Source organism: Kitasatospora sp. NPDC018058, assembly GCF_044327205.1.
Classification (GTDB): Bacteria; Actinomycetota; Actinomycetes; order Streptomycetales; family Streptomycetaceae; genus Kitasatospora.
The window spans coordinates 241,587-261,730 of record NZ_JBIRFA010000002.1 but is presented as its reverse complement, the minus strand read 5'-3'; the positions used below and the strand labels follow the sequence as shown (position 1 = coordinate 261,730).

Genomic DNA, 20,144 nt, shown 5'->3' with positions numbered 1-20,144 from the left:
CTCCGGCGGGTTGACCACGGTGGAGAATGCTGTGCGGGGCGGGGGCTACTGCGTCCTGGCATCCTACTACCGCGCCCGGGAACCACCGGTCCGACCACGGCACTCACACCGGACGACCACCGTTTCCCCGTGGGTGATGCGGGTGGGCTAGGGTCGATGCCCTTGCCCGTGCCCGGACCGCCCGGACGGCCCGGGCCCGCCCAGCCGATCCGGCACACCCGCCCAGCCAGCGAAGGAGTAGGACCGCGCGCATGGACAGGCTCGTCAACACCATCCGCCCGTATGCCTGGGGGTCGCTCACGGCCCTGCCCGAGCTGCTGGGGCAGGAACCGACCGGTGAACCGCAGGCCGAGCTGTGGATGGGCGCCCACCCCGGCGACCCGTCCCGCGCCGACCGCGGGGAGGGCCCCCGCCGACTGGACGAGCTGATCGCGGCCGCCCCCGAGCAAGAGCTCGGCGCGGCGAGCGTGGCCCGGTTCGGCCCGACCCTGCCGTTCCTGTTCAAGGTGCTCACCGCGGGCATCCCGCTGTCCATCCAGGCGCACCCCACGCTGGACCAGGCCAAGGCCGGCTTCGCCGCCGAGAACGCCCTGGGCATACCGCTGGACGCCCCCGAGCGCAGCTACCGCGACGACAACCACAAGCCCGAAATGATCTGCGCGCTCGGCGAGTTCGAGGGCCTGTGCGGCTTCCGTCGGCCCGCCGAGGCGGCCGAGCTGATGGCCCGGCTCTCGGTGCCCGGGCTGGACCCGCTGATCGACCTGCTGTGCGTCGAGGACGAGTCCGAGGCACTGCGCGGCACGCTGGCCGCCATCCTCACCATGGACGACGAGACGGCCGGGAAGACCGTCCGGGAGACCGCCGAGGTCCTGGCGGAGTACGACACCGGCGATCCGGACTGGTACTACGCCCCGTACGCGCGGGTCGCCAAGGACTTCCCGGAGGACCGCGGACTGATCACCGCCTTCCTGCTCAACCACTTCCGGCTGCGCGCCGGCGAGGCGCTCTACCTGGGCGCCGGGGTGCCGCACGCCTACCTGTCCGGCGTCTGCGTCGAGCTGCAGGCCAACTCGGACAACGTGCTGCGGGCCGGCCTCACCCCCAAGCACATCGACGTGCCGGAGCTGCTGAAGGTCGTGGTCTTCGAGTCCGACGTGGCCCGGGTGGTCCATCCCGTCCCGGTCGAGGGCACCCCCGGCGAGCAGCTCTACCCCGTCCCGATCGACGAGTTCCGGCTCTCCCGCTTCGAGCTGGACGGCGTCGGGCGCGAGATCGACGGCCGCACCCCGCAGATCCTGCTCTGCACCGAGGGCGCGGTACGGCTCACCGCCGCCGACGGCACCGCGCTGGACCTCGCCCGCGGCCAGTCCGCCTTCCTCCCCGCCTCCGGCGCCCCGACCCGCCTGACCGGCACCGGCAGCACGCTGTTCCGCGCCACCGTCACGGTCTGACGGCGGCCGCCGACCGTTCGTACGACGAAGGGCTCGTCCCCCCACCGGGGGACGAGCCCTTCTCAGCTCGGGTGATCACCGGGTGATCAACGGCCCGGCGGCCCCACACCGGCCTCGACCGGCACCGGCTCCCCGGCCCGAGCCGGAGTGCTCGTGGTCGCTGCCGTCGCCGCCGCGGCGCCGGTCGGCACCGCGAGGGCCAGCGGCGGCAGCTCGCCGCCCGGCCAGCGGCGGTCGACCCACTTGCCCACCTTGCGGCCCAGCTTCTGCACCGGAAGCTCCACCAGCTTGTACATCACCCAGCTCGCGATCATGATCACGGCGAGGTACTCGACCGTCCAGATCACCTTGCCACCGGTCGTCGGGGGCACCTTGGGCACGTTCAGCAGGTGGTGGAGGGTGTGCAACACCGGGACGTGCAGCAGGTAGAGCGAGAAGCTGATCCCGCCGAGCCAGGTCAGCGGCTTCGGGAAGCGGCGCTTGCGCAGCGCGAAGCCGATCCCGAAGGTGATCCAGGCGCCCAGGTAGGAGCCGATCCAGGCCCGCGGGCCGGCCGTCCAGGTGTTGTTCTCCATGCCGCTGTGGTTGTAGAAGAAGGCGACGGCCACGCCCGCGGCCATCACGAAGCCACAGCAGAGCACGGCCTGCAGGCGGTCGATCTGGCCCCGCTCGGCGCGGTAGATCACGGTGCCCGCGAACATCGTCGCGAAGATCATCAGGGTCTCGAACATCGGGGCCCGGCTGTTGTTGTACATCAGCACGAAGGCCAGCACGCCGAGCGTGATCGCCCCGATCCGGGTCAGGTTGGCCCGGCCGCTCAGCACGCACGCGAAGGCGAAGAGCACGATCAGCACGACGCCCCAGACCAGGTTGTGGGTCGAGGCGGCGTCGACGGTCATCGTGTGGGACGCGATGGAGGTGCCGAAGATCAGCGCCACGGCGGCGAAGGCCACCGCGATCGGGCCGCTGCGGCGGTGCTGGCCGACCGCGAAGAGCGCGGTGACCATGTAGTAGAAGGCCATCTCGTAGCTCAGCGTCCACATGACGCCCAGGCCGTTCCAGACGCCCATGAAGTCCTGCAGCATGGTCGTGTTGGCAGCCACGGCCACGTAGTTGTGGCCGGTGGCGAAGAGCGCGACGGAACCGTCACCCTTCGGGATGATGGCCAACGCCACCGCGATGCCGATGATCACCGGCGGCCACAGCCGGAAGAACCGACCGATCCAGAACGCCCGCACGTTCCCGCGGCGCTCCAGCGAGGCCGGGATGATGTAGCCGCTGACCAGGAAGAACAGCATGACGCCGTACAGACCCAGGTCCCCGTGCCACCAGATGAAGGCGGCGAGCCGGTCCGGCAGCAGCTTCAGGACGTCGAAGTGGTGCAGGGCGACCACGAGGGCGGCCACGCCACGGAGCGCGTCGAGCCAGCCCAGCCTGGCGGCTGCCCCTCCGGCCTGGGCCTTCGTGCTTCCTCCGACCCGGCGGGCGGACAGCTGTCGTATCGTCTTCACGGCAGGGACAGTAGCCCATCGCACCCCGGCCCTCTCCCCGGCCGAGGCCCCGGGAGACCTGTAGGGTCTCGCGGCTCGTGTCGGAGACCACCGCTGTGACCTGCGGCTCCCCGATCTGTCTCACTACGTGCCGGAGCTGATCAGTCTCACCACGGTGGCGATCCCCAGAGCCGAGCTCGTCACTCGTCTTCGTCGTCGAAGTCGTAGGGCGGAATGGTCCATCGCATCACCATCTCGCCCGCCTCGTCGGCTTCGAGCGTGACCGGATAGACCTGGCCGGCGTCCCGCTCACCGCGGTGCCTCATCGAGTGGTCGCCCTGATCCCATTCGATGCCGAGCACCTGGCAGCCACCGACCTCGATCGCTCCGGCGCGGAGCGGGTGGTGCCACCCGGCTCGCCGGAAGCGGTGGTAGTCGGTGTGCTTGTCGATCGAGACCATGAGGCCCTTGCCGTGGAGGCGGTCGCACCAGGCAGTGAGTTCAGACACGCGTGCGGCTGCCTCGGCCAGCGGGAGGTCAAGCCACCCGTGCGGTCCGTCGACGCCGTATTGCGCGATCCGATCGCCGCCGAACTGCGTCTGCGCGTCGCCCGCGTACCGGCCCCAGTAGAAGACGTCGGCGAGCCCGTCGGCCGGCTCGCCGTCCATTCCTGTCCACGTGTCCAGCCCTGCAGCGTCGCCGATGACCATGCCGCACCGGTCGACGGGCAGGTCCCCAAGCCGGACCGGCACCGATCGGTCCGCGGTCCCGGGCCACGGGAGGCCAAGGCTGATCTCCAGGATCGCGATCGTCGGTTCCTCGTCGAACGGGGATGGCGACGTGCTCGCCCTCACCTTCAACGGCCGATCTGCGGCAGCCGGGACCGCGACCGCCTCGCACAACCACTCGCGAAGATGGCCTCCTCCCGACGATGCTGCCGCCCTGGCACGCTCGGACAGGGGCTGACCCAGTTCCCGCCAGTAGTCGATCCACCCGGCCATGCCGAGCACCAGCACACTGGACGGCGCATTGACGGATCCCAGGTCGACGAAGGTCTCAGGCATGCGCCGATTGTGCCTTCCCAGTACGACAGGATTCGGTGCGAGGGTGTCGGCACCCGTCGCCGGAGCCTTCGCGCTGCGGCGGCCACCTTGCGAACCGGTGTCAGCCTCGGGCGGCCGCGTTCGGCGCGCTCAAACAGGAGGTAACCGAGGTCCCGTTCGAGATGATGTGGCGGTGTCTCTTCGTTACTTCAATCAGACCGGCTGGACCGCCATTTTCAACGGCACTGAGACCGAGATCGGTCGTATGGTGCGAGTAGAGGGCTGGGATCAGGCGACCGGAACGGCCCTGGTGGTTGACCCCAAGCGAGGGGCCTTGCGCCTGGTCACGGATTACGAGGACTTCTCCCACCTGGAGCGGGCCGACCAAATCGTTGCCGCGGTGCCCGGCGGCGGGTGGCGGGCCCATTGGACGGATCAGGGGCCGGATGGAACTCCTCTCACTGAACAGGTGCTGGCCTGGCTGATCACCTCTCAGGGGCGGGCAACGGCTATCACGGTCGATGCCTATGGGCATGTCGAGGATGCTGACAGCGCCGACGCCTTCATCCCGCCGGGTGAGGAACTGAAGTAACAGCCTTGGACCCGAATCAGGTAGCGCCAGCGCCGAGGGAACTTCAATGCGACGCAGGATGGGAGGGCCCGTACTACCGCGTTCGAGCTGATGGCTTCGAGGCGCTCTTTCTCCCGGGCCCTGACGAGGCACTCGACGAGGTCTGCAACATCGATGCCGAGGTTCACCTCCCCGACGGCTCTCGCTGGAGTGCAACGATCTTCACCCTCGCCGAGGTGGACCGACTGATGAAGGGATGGGAGGACACCGGAGAAGCCGCAGATGGGCGGTGCTTCTGGTGCTCGGACGGGCTGATCGTCCGAGGCCCCGGCATCCAAGGCATGGTGAGCGTGATCGCCAAGCTGCTTGCATCGGGAGAGTTCGACGGAGCCTTTCATCGCCTTCCCGACCCGGAGTGAAGTTCGGACGTCATGACGCTGCACCATCTTGAGACGTGCGAATGGCCCTGAGCACCCTCCTCCCCAAGGGGGTCAGCGTCATGGGCCGACCACGTTCGGCTCTCACCAGCAGCGGCCCGCCAAGTTCTCGTTCGATCCGGTTGATCTGCGCGACGAGGGTGAACGTGTTGAGACCGAGGCCGCTCGCCGCCGCGCTGAGGCTGGGGTAGGCGGATGCGGCCGCGAATCGGCTCAGGCGTTCGCCGGCCCCTTGGCCGCTGAGTGCCGGTCGAAGGATGCGCGGCGCTTGATTGGCCTGGTCGGCAGCGCGAAGCGCCCGGCTGTGGCTGGATCCTCCGCGTGATCGCAGCGGAACGTTGTAGGTCTTGGCCCAGCGCGCCATGTTCGCGGTGCTCATGCCCTTCTCGCGTGCGAGGTCTGCAAGGGTCCGGCGGCGGTGGACGTACTGCTCGGTCAGCCAGTCCCGTTCGACGGTGCCGCGGCGCTTGTAGTCCTGGGGGCCCTCGCGGAGTGGGATGCCGTACTCCTTGGAGAGATCGGTCAGCACTTTGCGGGAGAAGCCGGTGAAGGAGGAGATCTGCTGGAGGGAGTGGTGTTCGGCGAGGTATAGCTGGATGAAGTGCTCTTCCGGGATGGTTTGCCGGGCTTGGTGCCGAATGCGGCCGGTGGCTCTAGCGGTGCTCTTCGTCAACGGGGCTGCGGGGGCTGGGTGCTCGTCAAGGACATGCCGGATGGCCTCGACGGTCGTGCCCAGGACCTGGGCGGCGTGCTGAACGGGGTGCCGCCGTTCTCGGACGAGCTGGTGCAGGCGGTGCAGGTCGACGTGCGCCGGGTCAGGTCCAGGGAGCGAGAGTCCGGCCAGCAGGGCGGTGGGAGGCTGCCAGGTCACGGGCTCGTCGTGGATGTGGTGCGAGGCCAGGAAGCCGAGGGCTTCCTGCTGGAGGGCGTGTGCGAGTTCGGGGGTCTGAAGGGCGGTGAACCGCACGGAGGCCGCCCGGAACTCTGCGCTGTCGAGCCCGGCCAGGTCGTCGGGGAAAGATTCGGCAGGCAGGCCGCTGAGGCGGCGGAAGAGCTGGCTGCGGGCGATGCGTTCGCGCCGGCCGGCCCCCGGAGGTGTTCCCGTGCGGAGGCAGATCTCCAGCCAACGGTCGTGGGGAAGCAGGCCGGTGTAGTCCAGGATTCGGCGCCGGCCGTAGTCGATGGGGGTGTTGTCGGCGTCAAGGTGGTCGGTGAGCCGGGTCAGGGCGGTGACGATGTCCGGCCAGTGCGGAAGATCATCGAGTTCCTGGAGGAGGCGGGAGATCTCGATGCCGTCGGTGACGTCACCGGCCAGGACGGCGGCCTGGTCCAAGGAGACGCGGCCGTCGGGGATCAGTAGCAGGGCGGCGAGGACGGGGGCCAGGGTTCGTGCGTGGATTCCTTCGGGTGGTGCGAGCCGGGCCGTCCAGGAGGGCCAGAAGAGCGTGGGGATCTTCCTGGAGCGTTGCTCAATGGCCAGCGCGGTCCTGGCCGGCCATCGTGGCGACTGGGTCGCAGTGCGGTAGCGCAAGTGCTCACTGGGCCGGAGGGACGGGGCGAGCGCGGCCAAGTGCACGGACTGCAGCACCGGGCTGATGCCCTGTCCCCAGTCGTCGATGCTGGTTACCGAGATCTGTGTGAGCTCGTCGCGTACTGCTTCCAGCAGGCCGCGCAGGGCCTCGCCGGCCGTATGGATTCCGGGTCTCTGCAGGATGTTCAGGGCGCCGGTGATCGCGACCGCGGTGTCTGCGGCCCGCGGCGGGGCCATGAAGCCCGGGCGGTCCCCCGCCTTCCCGGTAGCGGCGGACCCCTGGGAGAGATATACCGTCGTGATGTCTTCGGGGAGCCACTGCCCCAGGGCCTCGGCAGGGAGGTCCGCCAGGAAGCGGATGCCCAGCGCCCTGATGTCGGCCAGGACGGCTGCCGTCGGCTGCGGGGTGGCCGCGTAGGGGCCGAAAGAAGCGGTCGTGGTGTCGATGGCGGCCATCACCCGGTCCTGCGCTGTGAGAACGGGGTGCCCGGGAGGCAGGAGGAGTGTCGGAACACTGCGAAGGTCGCTGCCGCATCCGGCGGTGACCAGGCCACCGGGCCGGGCCGGCGGGTTGCCGCAGAGTTCCGGCCGGGGAACGGAGCGGCCCGAACAGGGCCTGTCTGGGAACCCTCCCACAATCCGGACAGCAGTCGGCCAGCAATCTGCGGTGGCGGGTGCAGGCGAAGGAGACACCAGCAACACTCACTCGAACGAGGTACGGCAGCGACCTGCGAATCTCAGTTCGGTGTCGGATCCGACTTCGATCCGACACCGACCGTGAGATTCCGACACGAAATCTGAGACCCTACAACCGGCCTCAGTCCCGGGTCATGTCGACGAAGCGCGAGTAGTGGCCCTGGAAGGCGACCGTGATGGTGGCGGTCGGACCGTTACGGTGCTTGGCGACGATCAGGTCAGCCTCGCCCGCGCGGGGCGACTCCTTCTCGTAGGCGTCCTCGCGGTGCAGCAGGATGACCATGTCGGCGTCCTGCTCGATCGAGCCGGACTCACGGAGGTCCGAGACCATCGGTCGCTTGTCGGTGCGCTGCTCGGGACCACGGTTCAGCTGGGACAGCGCGATGACCGGGACTTCCAGCTCCTTGGCCAGCAGCTTGAGGTTACGGGACATGTCCGAGACCTCCTGCTGGCGGTTCTCGGCCCGGCGGGAGCCGCCGGACTGCATCAGCTGAAGGTAGTCGATCACGATCAGCTTGATGTCGTTGCGCTGCTTGAGCCGGCGGCACTTGGCGCGGATCTCCATCATCGACAGGTTCGGCGAGTCGTCGATGAACAGCGGCGCCTCGCTGACGTCGGGCATCCGGCGGGCGACCCGGGTCCAGTCGTCGTCCGTCATGTTGCCGGAGCGCATGTGGTGCAGCGCGACCCGGGCCTCGGCGGAGAGCAGACGCATGGCGATCTCGTTGCGGCCCATTTCGAGCGAGAAGATCACGCTCGGCAGCTTGTGGTGGATCGAGCAGGCCCGGGCGAAGTCCAGCGCGAGGGTGGACTTACCCATCGCGGGTCGGGCCGCGATGACGATCATCTGGCCGGGGTGCAGACCGTTGGTGAGCTGGTCGAAGTCGGCGAAGCCGGTCGGCACGCCGGACATCTGGCCGTTGCGGGAGCCGATCGCCTCGATCTCGTCGAGGGCGCCCTCCATGATGTCGGCGAGCGGCGCGTAGTCCTCGTTGGTGCGCTGCTCGGTGACGGCGTAGATCTCCGCCTGGGCGGCGTTGACGATCTCGTCCACGTCGCCCTCGGCCGCGTAGCCCATTCCGGCGATCCGGGTGCCGGCCTCGACCAGGCGGCGCAGCACGGCGCGCTCGTGGACGATCTGGGCGTAGTACTCGGCGTTGGCCGCGGTCGGGACGGAGTTGACCAGGGTGTGCAGGTACGAGGCACCGCCGACGCGCTGCAGCTCGCCGCGCTTGGTCAGCTCGCCGGCCACGGTGATCGGGTCGGCCGGCTCGCCGCGGGCGTAGAGGTCGAGGATCGCGCCGTGGACCATCTCGTGCGCGGGCCGGTAGTAGTCGGCCGGCTTGAGCACCTCGACCACGTCGGCGATGGCGTCCTTGGAGAGCAGCATGCCGCCCAGGACGGACTGCTCGGCGGCGAGGTCCTGCGGGGGGACGCGCTCGAAGCCGTCGACGCCGCCCTGGCCCTCGTCCTCGCGGCGGTCCCGGTCGTCCCGGCGGTCGCCCTTCTTGAAGCCGCCGCCCTTGCGGAAGCCCTCACCCCGGCCGCCGCCCTGGCCACCACGGTTGCGGGAGACCGGGAGCCGGTCGCCGGGACCGTCCGGGAAGGGGGCGTCGTCGAAGGCACCGACCGGGAAGGGGTCCTCGGCGGTCTGCCAGTCCTCCTCCGGCGGCGGGGCGTCGTGGTCGTCGTACTGGGGGCCGGTCACGCGTGTTCCCCGATCAGCGAGTGGTGCGAGTTGGAGCGGGCCTTGCCGGTGGCTGGGTGGAGCGGATCCGATCCTCTTTGTACGCCACGGCACCGACGAATCGGACGCCGGGGCGGGTGGGAGTGTCGGGTGGACGGCCCACGCTAAAGCGCCGGGAGCCCTTGCGCCAAGGCGGTTATCCACAGGGGGTGTGGATGAGTGGCCCTGGGCTGTGGAGAACTGCCGCAAAGCTGTGGACACCCCTGTGGAAGCTCCTGTGGATAACCAGACGATCGACCCACCGTCAATCGCCTGACCTGCGATTACCTCTTCCCGGGCCTGTGCATGGGAAATTCTTCACACACCACCGAACGGCTGTGGGCACCCAGCGCACAGAGCTCGTCGCTCAGGATTTCGAGTAATGATCGAATGTGGCTAGCACTCATTACCTGTGGATGAGTACCCTGGAGCCCATGACCGCCGCCCCGACCGTGTCCCCCAGCCGCCGGCACGACCGCGAGATCCTCGCCCTGGCGGTCCCGGCCTTCGGCGCGCTGGTCGCCGAACCGCTCTTCCTGATGGCCGACTCGGCGATCGTCGGCCACCTCGGCACCCCCCAGCTCGCCGGGGTCGGCGTCGCCTCCGCCGCGCTCACCACCGCGACCGGTGTGTTCGTCTTCCTCGCCTACGCCACCACCGCCGCGGTGGCCCGCCGGATCGGCGCCGGGGACCGCCGGGGCGCCGTCCAGCAGGGCGTCGACGGCCTCTGGCTGGCCCTCGGACTGGCCGTCCCGGTCGTCCTGCTCACCCTGCTGCTGGCCCCCTGGGCGGCCGGGGTGCTGGGCGCCTCGCCGACCGCCGCACCGTACGCGGTCACCTACCTGCGGATCAGCTCGCTGGGCATACCGGCGATGCTGCTGGTGATGGCCGCCACCGGTGTACTGCGCGGTCTCCAGGACACCCGTACGCCGCTACTGGTGGCGGTCGCGGGCTTCACCGCCAACATCGGCCTGAACGCCGGCCTGGTGTACGGGGCCGGGCTCGGGGTGGCCGGCTCGGCCTGGGGCACCGTGCTGACGCAGACCGGGATGGCCGCCGTCTACCTGGTCGTGGTGGTCCGCGGCGCCCGCCGCGAGCGGGCCTCGCTGCGGCCGGACGCGGCGGGCATCCGGGCCGGCGCCAAGGCGGGCGGTCCGCTGCTGGTCCGGACGGTCAGCCTGCGCGCGGTGCTGATGATCGCCACCGCGGTGGCCGCCCGGCTCGGCGACGACCAGGTGGCCGCGCACCAGATCACCATGACGCTGTTCAGCTTCCTGGCCTTCGCGCTGGACGCCATCGCGATCGCCGGGCAGGCCATCATCGGGCGCTACCTGGGCGCCTCGGACGTCCCCGGGGCGAAAGCCGCCACCCGGCGGATGGTCGAGTGGGGCCTCGGCTCCGGGGTGGTGCTCGGCCTGCTGGTGGTGCTGGCGCGCCCGCTGTACATCCCGCTCTTCACCCCCGACCCGGCGGTCCAAGGGCAGCTGGCCACCGCCCTGCTGCTGCTCGCGCTCAGCCAGCCGGTGGCCGGTCCGGTCTTCGTGCTGGACGGCGTGCTGATGGGCGCCGGGGACGGCCCGTACCTGGCCTGGGCGGCACTCGCCACCCTGGCGGTGTTCGCCCCGACGGCGGCCCTGGTGCCGGCCACCGGCACCGGACTGGCCGGGCTCTGGTGGGCGATGAACCTCTTCATGCTGGTCCGCGCGGTGTTCCTGGTGGCCCGCGCCCGCGGCGGCCACTGGCTGGTCACCGGGGCCGTCCGGGGCTGAGCCCCGCCCCGGAACACCCCGGAACACCCCGGAACGACCGAGGGCCGGACTCCCCGGGGGGAGTCCGGCCCTCAGGCCACTGCTAGGGAACTCAGGCAGCCACGACGGCGACGTCGAGGTTGGCCACGACGTCCGAGTGCAGCTTGACCGAGACCTTGTGGGTGCCCACGGTCTTGATCGGCGAGGCGATCGCGACGGCGCGCTTGTCCACAGCCGGGCCGCCGGCGGCCTTGATGGCCTCGACGACGTCGGCCTGGGTCACCGAGCCGAACAGACGGCCGGCGTCACCCGAGCGGACGGCCAGCTTGACCTGGACGCCCTCGAGCTGACCCTTGACCTCGTTGGCGGCCTCAAGGGTCTGGATCGCGTGGATCTTGCGGGCGCGACGGATGGCGTCGACGTCCTTCTGGCCACCCTTGGTCCAGCGGATGGCGTAGCCACGCGGGACCAGGTAGTTGCGGGCGTAGCCGTCCTTGACCTCGACGACCTCGCCGGCGGAGCCGAGACCCGGCACCTCGTGCGTGAGGATGATCTTCATTACTCGGTCACCCTCTCTTAGCGCGCGGTGCTGGTGTAGGGCAGCAGCGCCATCTCACGGCTGTTCTTCACGGCCGTGGCGACGTCACGCTGGTGCTGGGTGCAGTTGCCGGTGACCCGGCGGGCACGGATCTTGCCGCGGTCGGAGATGTACTTCCGCAGCAGGTTCGTGTCCTTGTAGTCAACGTAGTTGACCTTGTCCTTGCAGAAGACGCAAACCTTCTTCTTCGGCTTGCGAGCAGGCGGCTTCGCCATGGTGTGCTCCATTTGGGGTTTACGGCCCGGCGGGCGTCCGGGGACGCCGACGGCCGGGCCGCACGAAATCTGTCAGCTCTTAGAACGGGGGCTCTTCCGAGTAGCCGCCACCGGACGGGGCACCCCAGCCGCCGCCCTGCTGGCCGCCGGACGGGGCGCTGGACGCCCACGGGTCGTCGGAGGGGCCGGACTGGCCGCCGCCGGAGTTTCCACCCCAGCCGCCGCCCTGCTGGCCGCCACCGCCGCCCCAACCGCCCTGGCCGCCACCCTGCTGGCCGCCGAAGCCGCCACCGGGGCCGCCAGGACCGCCGGAGCGGTTGGCCCGGGTGACCTTGGCGGTCGCCGAGCGCAGGCTCGGGCCCACCTCGTCGACCTCGACCTCGAAGACCGTCCGCTTCTCGCCTTCCTTGGTCTCGTAAGACCGCTGGCGCAGTCGGCCCTGCACGATGACGCGCATGCCGCGCTGGAGCGACTCGGCCACGTTCTCCGCCGGCTGACGCCAGACGTTGCACGTGAGGAAGAGGCTCTCGCCGTCCTTCCACTCGTTCGTCTGACGGTCGAAGGTGCGGGGGGTGGACGCGATACGGAACTTCGCGACCGCCGCACCCGACGGGGTGAAGCGCAGCTCGGGGTCGTCGACGAGATTGCCGACGAGGGTGATGACGGTCTCGCCTGCCATGGTGGTGATGACCTCTCGGGAAGATGTCCGTTCACCGCTGTTTCACGTGAAACAGCGGACGCGAGCTACCCGAGACCCGAAGGCCTCAGAGGTGGCTCAGTGGGTGTCCGGGCGCAGGACCTTGGTCCGCAGAACCGACTCGCTCAGGCCCAGCTGGCGGTCGAGCTCCTTGACGACCTCAGGCGTGGCCTTCAGGTCGATGACCGAGTAGATGCCCTCGGACTGCTTGTTGATCTCGTAAGCCAGACGGCGGCGACCCCACGTGTCGACCTTCTCAACCTTGCCGCCGGCGTTGCGGACGACGGCGAGGAAGGACTCGATCAGGGGGGAGACAGCGCGCTCCTCGACCGAGGGGTCGAGGATGACCATCACCTCGTAGTGACGCATGAGTAACCCACCTCCTTTGGACTCAGCGGCCACGGTCTCTCCGTGGCAGGAGGGTTGTGCGTAGCGTCGGCACCGGAGCAGTGACGACTCCGGCTCACCGTAGCGGCCGGGTCCGACAGTCGGCCCCCGCTCACCCGAAAGGTGATGCCGCCCGAAAGAGGGCGCAAGGAGGGCACAACTACACCAGTGCAGACGGCACAGCCTACCTGCACCCGGACGGCCGAACAAAACGCATAGGGGTTGTGAGAGCGACCCAAGCGCCGCAATCTGGACGGAACGGGATTCCTGCCCGTTCGTCTCCACGCCAGGAGGTGGGTCTCATGGCCCAGTCCGTCTCCCGCATGCCCGCGCTCACGCTGAACACCGACGGCCACCCGCATCCCCGCGAGAACACCCTGGTGGCACTGACCGCCGTACTGGGCGTGATCGCCTTCGCCACCTCGTTCTTCCACAACCTGCACGTGCTGACCTCGTGGACCGGCCTGGCCGGGATCGTCACGGGGCTCTGGGGCATGTTCGTCTCGGTCACCACCGCCGAGCGCTTCGTCCTGATGATCACGCTCGGCGCCTCCGCGATCGGCTTCTACCTCGGCATCGCCCGCGGCGGCCTCGTGGGCTGAGACCCCCGGGAGTCCGGGTTCAGGAACCCTCGGCGCCCCCGTCGCGTATCTGCAAGGAGACAGGTACGCGACGGGGGCGCCGTCGTGCCCGCAGCGGCGGGCCCCCTGGCCCCGGACGATAGGGTCACCCCGAGAACCTGGGGCCACCGCAGCCCGACCGACGAGGAGCACCGAGCAATGAGCCTTCGCCTGAGGACGATCACCCGCGAGGAGCACCTCGCCTTCATCAGGAGCCGTGCCTCGGCCAGCCACATGCAGGTGCCGGCCTGGGGTGACGTGAAGGCCGAGTGGCGCTCGGAGTCCATCGGCTGGTTCGACGAGTACAACCAGCTCGTCGGCGCCGGCCTGGTGCTCTACCGCCAGCTCCCCAAGGTCAAGCGCTACCTCGCCTACCTGCCCGAGGGCCCGGTCATCGACTGGTTCGACCGCGACCTCGACCGCTGGCTCTCCCCGATGCTGGCGCACCTGAAGTCGCAGGGCGCCTTCTCGGTGAAGATGGGCCCGCCGGTGGTCATCCGCCGCTGGGACGCCCCCACCATCAAGGAGGCCATCGCCGCCAAGCAGGCCAAGCGCCTGCGCGACATCGAGGCCGACTGGTACGAGCCGCGCGCCTTCGAGGTCGCCGACCGGCTGCGCAAGGCCGGCTGGCTGCAGGGCGAGGACGGCGGCGCCGGCTTCGGCGACGTCCAGCCGCGCTACGTGTACCAGGTGCCGCTGGCCAACCGCTCGCTGGACGACATCCAGAAGGGCTTCAACCAGCTCTGGCGCCGCAACATCAAGAAGGCCGAGAAGAGCGGCGTCGAGGTGGTGCAGGGCGGCTACGACGAGCTGCCGATCTTCCACCAGCTCTACCTGGTGACCGCCGAGCGCGACAAGTTCACCCCGCGCCCGCTGGCCTACTTCCAGCGGATGTGGAACGCCCTCAACGCCGAGGACCCGAACCGCATGCGGCTCTACATCGCCTACCACGAGGGCGAGCCGCTGGCCTCGACCACGATGCTGGTGGTCGGCGAGCACGTCTGGTACTCCTACGGCGCCTCGGCCAACCACAAGCGCGAGGTCAAGCCGTCGAACGCGATCCAGTGGCGGATGATGCGCGACGCCTACGCCCTCGGCGGCGGCGTGTACGACCTGCGCGGCATCAGTGACACCCTGGACGAGAACGACCACCTGTTCGGTCTGATCCAGTTCAAGGTCGGCACCGGTGGCCAGGCGGCCGAGTACCTCGGCGAGTGGGACTTCCCGCTGAACAAGCTGCTGCACAAGGCCCTCGACCTCTACATGTCCCGCCGCTGAGGAGGCTGACCCGATGACGTTGTCGCTCTACCTCGACACCGAACGCTGGCGCACGCACCAGCGGTCCGTGCTGGCCGAGTTCCCCGGCCTGGTGCCGGTCGCCAAGGGAAACGGCTACGGCCTGGGCAACCACCGGCTGGCCGAGGAGGCGACGCTGCTCGGCACCGGTGTGCTGGCCGTCGGCACCGCCTACGAGGCGGCCGACGCCGCCGAGTGGTACGGCGGCGAGCTGCTGGTGCTCACCCCGTACCGGGTCGGCGAGGAGGTGCTCCCGCTGCCGCACGCCCGGGTGATCCGGACGGTGGCCAGCGTGGACGCGCTGCGCGCGCTGCACGGCGCCCGGGTGGTGCTGGAGTGCATGACCACCATGCGCCGGCACGGCGTGAGCGCGGCCGACCTGCGGACGGCGGCCGGCGAGCTGGACGGGGTCTCCTTCGAGGGCCTGGCGCTGCACCTGCCGATGGACCGGCCGGACGGCTCCAGCCCGGTCGAGGAGGTCGCGTACTGGGTGGACACCGCCAAGGCGGCGGGCATCCCGGTGCACACCGTCTTCGTCAGCCACCTCGGCGCGGCCGGCATGGACCAGCTGGCCCAGCGCTACCCGGACACCGTGTTCCGGGCCCGGATCGGCACCCGGCTCTGGCTCGGCGACCACGCCGCGCTGGAGGTCCGTGCCACGGTGCTGGACGTCACCCCGGTGAAGAAGGGCGACCGCTACGGCTACCGCCAGCACCCAGCGCCCTCCGACGGCCACATCGTGGTGGTCGCCGGCGGCACCGCGCACGGCATCGGCCTGGAGGCGCCCAAGTACGTGGCGAGCATGGGTGCACGGGCCAAGGGCATCGCCCGGGCCGGCCTGGCGACCGTCAACAAGACCAAGTCGCCGTTCCACTGGGCGGGCAAGCAGCTCTGGTTCGCCGAGCCGCCGCACATGCAGGTGTCGCTGCTGTTCCTGGACGGGGAGACCAAGCCCCCCGCGATCGGCGAGGAGCTGGGCCTCCAGGTCCGGCACACCACCACGCACTTCGACCGCGTGGTGGACCGCTGAGCACCCCCTCCCGGTGCTCGGCTCGCCTCCCTTGACGCTCGCTCGCGGCCCTACGGCCCCTCGGCCGGCTCCGGCAGTTCAGGCTCCTTGAGCCACTGCTCGGGGCCGGCCGGCGCGTAGGCGGCGTAGCTCTCCTCCTCGCGCAGCCGTCGGGCGGTACCCAGTGTGAACACGTCCGGGGCGCGGTCCAGCACCCCGCCGGAGGGGTCGTCGCTGCCGTCCCAGCGGACCGGGTCGCGGTCCGCGTGCAGGGCGTCGCGGACCACCAGCACGACCAGGTAGAGCGTGCCGAGCAGGTGCAGCACGATCGCGAAGTGGTACCAGGGCTCGCCGATCCCGTGCTGCTTGGGCCCGGTGACGAAGCCCAGGTGGGACCAGATGCCCAGGGTGTACAGCACCTCGCAGGCCTGCCAGATCAGGATGTCCCGCCAGCGCGGCCGGGCCAGCGCCGCGAGCGGCAGCAGCCAGAGCGCGTACTGCGGCGAGTACACCTTGTTGACCAGCACGAACAGCGCGACCACCAGGAAGGCCAGTTGCGCGAAGCGCGGCCGACGGGGCGCCGACAGGCCGAGCCATGCTATGGCCGCACAGCCCAGCACCATCAGCAACCCGATGTAGAGGTCGAGGTCGGCCAGCCCCACGCCGCGGTTCTGCATCAGGATCAGCCAGAACGAGCCGTAGTCCTCGCCCCGGTGCTTGCTGAAGACGTAGAAGGTCGACCAGCCCCGCCAGTTGGCCAGCATGATCGGCAGGTTGACCGCCAGCCAGGCGCCCACCGCGCCGCCCAGCATCACCCGGAACTCGCGCCACTTCCCGGCCCGCCAGCAGAGCACCAGCAGCGGGCCGATCAGCAGCAGCGGGTAGAGCTTGGCGGCGGTGGCCAGGCCGATGAAGACGCCGGCCCAGCCCGGCCGGGAGCCGGCCCACCAGGCCATCGCCACGGCGGCCAGGGCGACCGCGAGCAGGTCCCAGTTGACCGTGCCGTTGAGCAGCAGGACGGGCGAGAGCCCGAACAGCAGGGCGTCCCAGGGGCGGCGGCGGTGGGTGCGCGAGAGCGCCACCACGGCGACCACCGCACAGGCCATCAGCATCCCGGCGTTGATCGCCCAGAACCACTGCTCCTGGTCCTGCTGGGTGCCGCCGCCGGGCGTCAGCCAGGCTGCGACCTGCATGAACAGGCCGGTCAGCACCGGGTACTCGAGGTACTGGAGGTCCCCCGAGCTGCCCGGGATGCGGTCCACGTACGGGTGCAGCCCGGCCGCGAAGCCGCGCCCGGAGAACAGGTGCGGGATGTCGCTGTAGCAGGCGTGGATGTACTGCGGCGACCCCGGCTGGAACCAGGCCTGGTTGTAGCAGGGCAGGTTGTGCACCATGCCGAGCGCCGAGACCACGATCACCACGAGCGCCAGGAAGCGCGCCGGGATCCACCAGGAGACGCCAAGCAGCGCCCGGCGCCCGGGCGGGCCGCCGAACACCTCGCTGCCGGCCGCCGCCACCCGGTCCTCGTCGGCCGGGACGACCACGGTGTTGGCCGACGGCGCGGCCGTGGCGACGGCCACCGGGGTGGGCCCTGCGGCGGCGCCGGGCCCGTCCGGGCCCGCGGTTTCGTCACGATCGCTCGACGTCATGCCGGACATCCTGCCGCACCGGATGCGCCGGGACGAGGAGGACCCCGCGGTGGCCGCGGCGGCACGAGTGGTACGGAGGGGGCGCGGGCGGCGAAACACGGCGAAACGGCGGTGGCGGCCCTCCGAGGAGGACCGCCACCGCCGTTTCGGCGTCTCACCGACCGGCCGCGTCCTACGGCGTGGTCGTACTGCTCGGAGTCGGCTTGCCGCCGCCCCCCGGCTTGCCGGTGCTGCCGCCCGTCGAGCCGCCGCCGGTCGGTGTCGGCGTCGTGCAGCCGAACAGGAAGCAGGTGTCCGTCGGCGTCGGCTTCGGCGGGTGGGTCGGCTGCGGAGTCGGCTGGCAGTCCACCCCCGGCACACAGCCCCCGCCCTGGGTGGGCTGCGGCTGCGTCGGCTGCGGCTGCGTCGGCTGCGGCTGGGTCGGCTGCGGGGCCGACGGGGCCTCGGACGGGGTCTGGGTCGCGGTCTGGGTCGGGGTGGCGGTCGCCGTGGACGGCGCGCCGGAGGAGTCCACCTCGGTGCCGATCGGCTGCGGGCTCGGGAAGTCCATCTTCTTCTCGTTGGCCAGCGCGGCCTTCATGTACCGGGTGAAGATGTCGGTCGGGATGTCACCACCGTGGATGGACTCCTTGCCGCCGGTGCCGTTGAGCGAGAGCCGGTCGTGCTTGCTCGGGTCCTCGCGCCACATCGCGACGCTGGTCACCAGCTGCGGGGTGTAGCCGACCCACCAGGCCGACTTGTTCTGGTCGGTGGTACCGGTCTTGCCGGCCACCGGGCGGCCCAGCGTGTTGGTCTTGGTACCCGTACCGTTCTTGGCCACGTTCACCAGCACGTCGGTGACGTTGTCGGCGACGGGCGGCTCCAGCGCGGCCTTGGTGTCCTTCTTGCCGAAGCCCGGGCGCTCCTTGCCGTCCACCTCGACCTTGGTGGCCGAGTAGGGCTCGGCCTCCTTGCCGCTGGCCGCGAAGGTGCCGTAGGCGGTGGCCATCCGGATCGGGCTGATGGTGGAGGTGCCGAGCGGGAAGGTCGGGGTCTTCGGGTCGGCCAGGCTGTCCTTCTTGACGCCCATCTGCACCGCGATGTCGGCCACGTTCTGGCCGCCGACGTCCTGGTTCAGCTGGACGAAGGGCACGTTGTACGAGTACTGCATGGCCTGCCGCAACGAGACGTAGCCGCGCTTGCCGGCGTCCTCGTTCTTCTGCCGGTAGGGCTTGCCGTCGTCGCCGATCACCAGCGAGCCGTCCGGCTTGCGGATCTCGGACAGGTCGTCGGAGAGGTAGCGGCTGTCGGCGTTGATCCGCTTCGGCTTGCCGTCGTCGCCCTTCGCGGTCTGCACGCCGACCTGCATCGCGGTGGCCAGCACGAAGGGCTTGAAGGTCGAACCGACCTGGACACCGGTGGCGTTGGCGTTGTTGTCGAAGTGCCCGTTCTCCACGCCGTCACCGCCGTAGAGGGCGACGATCGCACCGTCGCCGGGGCGGATGCTGGCCGAGCCGAACTGGATGAAGGTGTCGTTGTCGGGACGCTTCTGCGGGTTGAGGTTCTCCGCCTTGACGTCGTCGACCGCCTTCTTCAGGGCGTCGACCTTGTCCTTCTCGAAGGTGGTGTAGATCTTCAGGCCGCCCTTGTCGATCACCTGCTGGGTGATCGACTTGTCGGTGGCCATCACGTACTGGTTGACGGTGTCGACCAGGTAGCTGATCTCACCGTTCATGTTGGAGCTGGACTTCGGCTGGATCGGCTCGGGGAACGTGGTGCACTTGGCCCGCTCCTCCGCGCTGACGTTCTTGGTCTCCACCATCCGGTCCAGGATCCACTTCCAGCGGTCCACGGCACGGTCGTGGTTGGCCGGCTTGGAGGGGTCGTAGTAGTTCGCGCCCTTCAGCAGTCCGGCCAGCATGGCGCTCTGGCAGAGGTTCAGGTCCTTGGCGTTGACGCCGTAGTACGCCTGGGCGGCGGCCTGCGCGCCGTTGGCGTTGCGGCCGAACCAGCTGGTGTTGAGGTAGCCCTTGAGGATGTCCTCCTTCCCCATCTGCTGGTTGATCTTCAGCGTGATGAAGAACTCCTTCAGCTTGCGGCTGAGGGTCTGCTCCTGGCTCAGGTAGGCGTTCTTGACGTACTGCTGGGTGATCGTCGAGGCGCCCTGGGTCTCCCCGCCCTTCGCCATGTTGTAGACGGCGCGCAGCATGCCCTTGGGGTCGATGCCGCTGTCGGTGCGGAAGGTCTCGTTCTCGGCCGAGATGACGGCGTTCTGCAGATAGGGGCTCATGTCCTTGAGCTCGACGATCTGGCGGTTCATGTCGCCCTTGCGGGTCATCTCACTGCCGTCGGCCCAGTAGTAGATCGTGTTCTGCTCCTTCACCAGGTCCTTGAGGTCCGGGACCGTCGTGGTCTGGTAGAGGTAGAACACGATGCCCACGCCGGTGGCGAAGAACAGCAGGAAGGCGCTCAGCCACTGCTTCCAGGACGGCAGCCAGCGCCGGACGCCGGTCTTGCCCCACCGGGGGTAGTCGATGAAGCGCTTCTTGCCCGGGCCCGCGGCCGCGGCGGCGGAAGCGGCGGCGGCACCTCGTCGGCCGCCCCCCTTGCCCTTCTTCTGGGCGGCCTTACGCATCTCGGCACGGCCCATCCGGGGCTGCTGAGCGGTCTCCCGGACGCCCGGTGGGCGTCGGCGGCCGAGCCCGTCCGAGCCCAGCTCATCGGGACCGGGTCCACCCCGACGGCCACCGCCTCCCGGGGGCTGCTGCCCGTCACCGCCCGGGTCGGGCGTCCTTCGCCGTCGCTCGCTCATGTTCCAGCCACTCCTCGCCAGGCTTTCCAGCCTGAAGGCAGGGTTCACGTCCGATGCCCGGACCGCCCTAACCCCGGAGGTTGGTCCTCGTGCACACGCGACAGCGTACGCAGCACGAAATGACAATTAATCGGGCATCAGCCGTCAATTACCGCAAAACGGCGACAGATCATTACACGCCCGTTGCCA

The 20,144-nt window shown here is 69.9% G+C and carries 17 protein-coding genes; 7 read left to right on the top strand and 10 right to left on the bottom strand.

Annotated features, from left to right (window positions below):
* The first annotated feature begins 251 nt into the window (after positions 1–251).
* Positions 252–1,451, top strand: coding sequence for a mannose-6-phosphate isomerase, class I (gene manA, locus ACH4E7_RS03755; protein WP_396247366.1), 1,200 nt, complete (start codon positions 252–254; stop codon positions 1,449–1,451).
* A gap of 86 nt (positions 1,452–1,537) precedes the next feature.
* Here manA and ACH4E7_RS03750 read toward each other — a convergent pair whose 3' ends face one another.
* Together ACH4E7_RS03750 and ACH4E7_RS03745 are read right to left on the bottom strand one after the other, a co-directional pair.
* On the bottom strand, positions 1,538–2,962 hold the full coding sequence (locus ACH4E7_RS03750; protein ID WP_396247365.1) for an acyltransferase family protein: 1,425 nt from the start codon (positions 2,960–2,962) through the stop codon (positions 1,538–1,540).
* A 179-nt stretch (positions 2,963–3,141) separates the two neighbouring features.
* On the bottom strand, positions 3,142–4,005 hold the full coding sequence (locus ACH4E7_RS03745) for a hypothetical protein (protein ID WP_396247364.1): 864 nt from the start codon (positions 4,003–4,005) through the stop codon (positions 3,142–3,144).
* 172 nt (positions 4,006–4,177) lie between these two features.
* Between ACH4E7_RS03745 and ACH4E7_RS03740 the strand changes: the two genes are divergently transcribed.
* Both ACH4E7_RS03740 and ACH4E7_RS03735 read left to right on the top strand, forming a co-directional pair.
* On the top strand, positions 4,178–4,576 hold the full coding sequence (locus ACH4E7_RS03740) for a hypothetical protein (protein ID WP_396247363.1): 399 nt from the start codon (positions 4,178–4,180) through the stop codon (positions 4,574–4,576).
* 5 nt (positions 4,577–4,581) lie between these two features.
* Positions 4,582–4,974, top strand: coding sequence for a hypothetical protein (locus tag ACH4E7_RS03735; protein WP_396247362.1), 393 nt, complete (start codon positions 4,582–4,584; stop codon positions 4,972–4,974).
* 10 nt (positions 4,975–4,984) lie between these two features.
* Here ACH4E7_RS03735 and ACH4E7_RS03730 read toward each other — a convergent pair whose 3' ends face one another.
* Together ACH4E7_RS03730 and dnaB are read right to left on the bottom strand one after the other, a co-directional pair.
* Positions 4,985–6,979 (bottom strand): LysR family transcriptional regulator, encoded by a 1,995-nt coding sequence (locus ACH4E7_RS03730; RefSeq protein WP_396247361.1) that lies wholly within the window; start codon positions 6,977–6,979, stop codon positions 4,985–4,987.
* Positions 6,980–7,340: 361 nt separating this feature from the next.
* A complete protein-coding gene (gene dnaB / locus ACH4E7_RS03725) occupies positions 7,341–8,927 on the bottom strand; it encodes a replicative DNA helicase (RefSeq protein ID WP_396247360.1) in 1,587 nt (528 codons plus the stop codon).
* A gap of 452 nt (positions 8,928–9,379) precedes the next feature.
* Between dnaB and ACH4E7_RS03720 the strand changes: the two genes are divergently transcribed.
* A complete protein-coding gene (locus ACH4E7_RS03720) occupies positions 9,380–10,714 on the top strand; it encodes an MATE family efflux transporter (protein WP_396247359.1) in 1,335 nt (444 codons plus the stop codon).
* Positions 10,715–10,805: 91 nt separating this feature from the next.
* Here ACH4E7_RS03720 and rplI read toward each other — a convergent pair whose 3' ends face one another.
* The 4 genes from rplI to rpsF form a co-directional block, all read right to left on the bottom strand.
* Entirely contained in the window at positions 10,806–11,252 is a 447-nt protein-coding gene (gene rplI / locus ACH4E7_RS03715; RefSeq protein WP_396247358.1) for a 50S ribosomal protein L9, read from the bottom strand.
* A 17-nt stretch (positions 11,253–11,269) separates the two neighbouring features.
* Complete coding sequence (gene rpsR / locus ACH4E7_RS03710) at positions 11,270–11,506, bottom strand: 30S ribosomal protein S18 (protein ID WP_030059640.1); 237 nt, start codon at positions 11,504–11,506, stop codon at positions 11,270–11,272.
* Positions 11,507–11,585: 79 nt separating this feature from the next.
* The gene (locus ACH4E7_RS03705; protein WP_396247357.1) at positions 11,586–12,185 is read right to left on the bottom strand and encodes a single-stranded DNA-binding protein; all 600 of its coding nucleotides are present in this window, start codon (positions 12,183–12,185) and stop codon (positions 11,586–11,588) included.
* Between the two features lie 96 nt (positions 12,186–12,281).
* Positions 12,282–12,572, bottom strand: coding sequence for a 30S ribosomal protein S6 (rpsF, locus tag ACH4E7_RS03700; protein ID WP_396247356.1), 291 nt, complete (start codon positions 12,570–12,572; stop codon positions 12,282–12,284).
* Between the two features lie 320 nt (positions 12,573–12,892).
* Between rpsF and ACH4E7_RS03695 the strand changes: the two genes are divergently transcribed.
* The 3 genes from ACH4E7_RS03695 to ACH4E7_RS03685 all read left to right on the top strand — a co-directional run bounded on the left by ACH4E7_RS03695 (position 12,893) and on the right by ACH4E7_RS03685 (position 15,536).
* Positions 12,893–13,192, top strand: a complete 300-nt coding sequence (locus ACH4E7_RS03695; protein WP_396247355.1) for a hypothetical protein — start codon at positions 12,893–12,895, stop codon at positions 13,190–13,192.
* A gap of 177 nt (positions 13,193–13,369) precedes the next feature.
* Complete coding sequence (locus ACH4E7_RS03690) at positions 13,370–14,488, top strand: lipid II:glycine glycyltransferase FemX (RefSeq protein WP_396247354.1); 1,119 nt, start codon at positions 13,370–13,372, stop codon at positions 14,486–14,488.
* A gap of 13 nt (positions 14,489–14,501) precedes the next feature.
* Positions 14,502–15,536: an alanine racemase gene (locus ACH4E7_RS03685; RefSeq protein WP_396247353.1), complete on the top strand. Its 1,035-nt coding sequence runs from the start codon at positions 14,502–14,504 to the stop codon at positions 15,534–15,536.
* Positions 15,537–15,586: 50 nt separating this feature from the next.
* Here the strand turns inward: ACH4E7_RS03685 and ACH4E7_RS03680 are convergent, their stop codons facing one another.
* Positions 15,587–17,164: a glycosyltransferase family 87 protein gene (locus tag ACH4E7_RS03680; protein WP_396247352.1), complete on the bottom strand. Its 1,578-nt coding sequence runs from the start codon at positions 17,162–17,164 to the stop codon at positions 15,587–15,589.
* Positions 17,165–17,336: 172 nt separating this feature from the next.
* Positions 17,337–19,793, bottom strand: coding sequence for a transglycosylase domain-containing protein (locus ACH4E7_RS03675; RefSeq protein WP_396247351.1), 2,457 nt, complete (start codon positions 19,791–19,793; stop codon positions 17,337–17,339).
* Between the last annotated feature and the right edge of the window lie 351 nt (positions 19,794–20,144).

Excerpts from the sequence above, each read along its gene's own strand:
- ACH4E7_RS03680 (WP_396247352.1), bottom strand. The coding sequence starts at position 17,164 with ATGACGTCGAGCGATCGTGACGAAACCGCGGGCCCGGACGGGCCCGGC.
- rpsR (WP_030059640.1), bottom strand. The coding sequence starts at position 11,506 with ATGGCGAAGCCGCCTGCTCGCAAGCCGAAGAAGAAGGTTTGCGTCTTC.
- manA (WP_396247366.1), top strand. The coding sequence starts at position 252 with ATGGACAGGCTCGTCAACACCATCCGCCCGTATGCCTGGGGGTCGCTC.
- rplI (WP_396247358.1), bottom strand. The coding sequence starts at position 11,252 with ATGAAGATCATCCTCACGCACGAGGTGCCGGGTCTCGGCTCCGCCGGC.
- ACH4E7_RS03690 (WP_396247354.1), top strand. The coding sequence starts at position 13,370 with ATGAGCCTTCGCCTGAGGACGATCACCCGCGAGGAGCACCTCGCCTTC.
- ACH4E7_RS03695 (WP_396247355.1), top strand. The coding sequence starts at position 12,893 with ATGGCCCAGTCCGTCTCCCGCATGCCCGCGCTCACGCTGAACACCGAC.
- ACH4E7_RS03675 (WP_396247351.1), bottom strand. The coding sequence starts at position 19,793 with ATGGGCCGTGCCGAGATGCGTAAGGCCGCCCAGAAGAAGGGCAAGGGG.
- ACH4E7_RS03705 (WP_396247357.1), bottom strand. The coding sequence starts at position 12,185 with ATGGCAGGCGAGACCGTCATCACCCTCGTCGGCAATCTCGTCGACGAC.
- ACH4E7_RS03720 (WP_396247359.1), top strand. The coding sequence starts at position 9,380 with ATGACCGCCGCCCCGACCGTGTCCCCCAGCCGCCGGCACGACCGCGAG.
- ACH4E7_RS03745 (WP_396247364.1), bottom strand. The coding sequence starts at position 4,005 with ATGCCTGAGACCTTCGTCGACCTGGGATCCGTCAATGCGCCGTCCAGT.
- ACH4E7_RS03685 (WP_396247353.1), top strand. The coding sequence starts at position 14,502 with ATGACGTTGTCGCTCTACCTCGACACCGAACGCTGGCGCACGCACCAG.
- rpsF (WP_396247356.1), bottom strand. The coding sequence starts at position 12,572 with ATGCGTCACTACGAGGTGATGGTCATCCTCGACCCCTCGGTCGAGGAG.
- ACH4E7_RS03730 (WP_396247361.1), bottom strand. The coding sequence starts at position 6,979 with ATGGCCGCCATCGACACCACGACCGCTTCTTTCGGCCCCTACGCGGCC.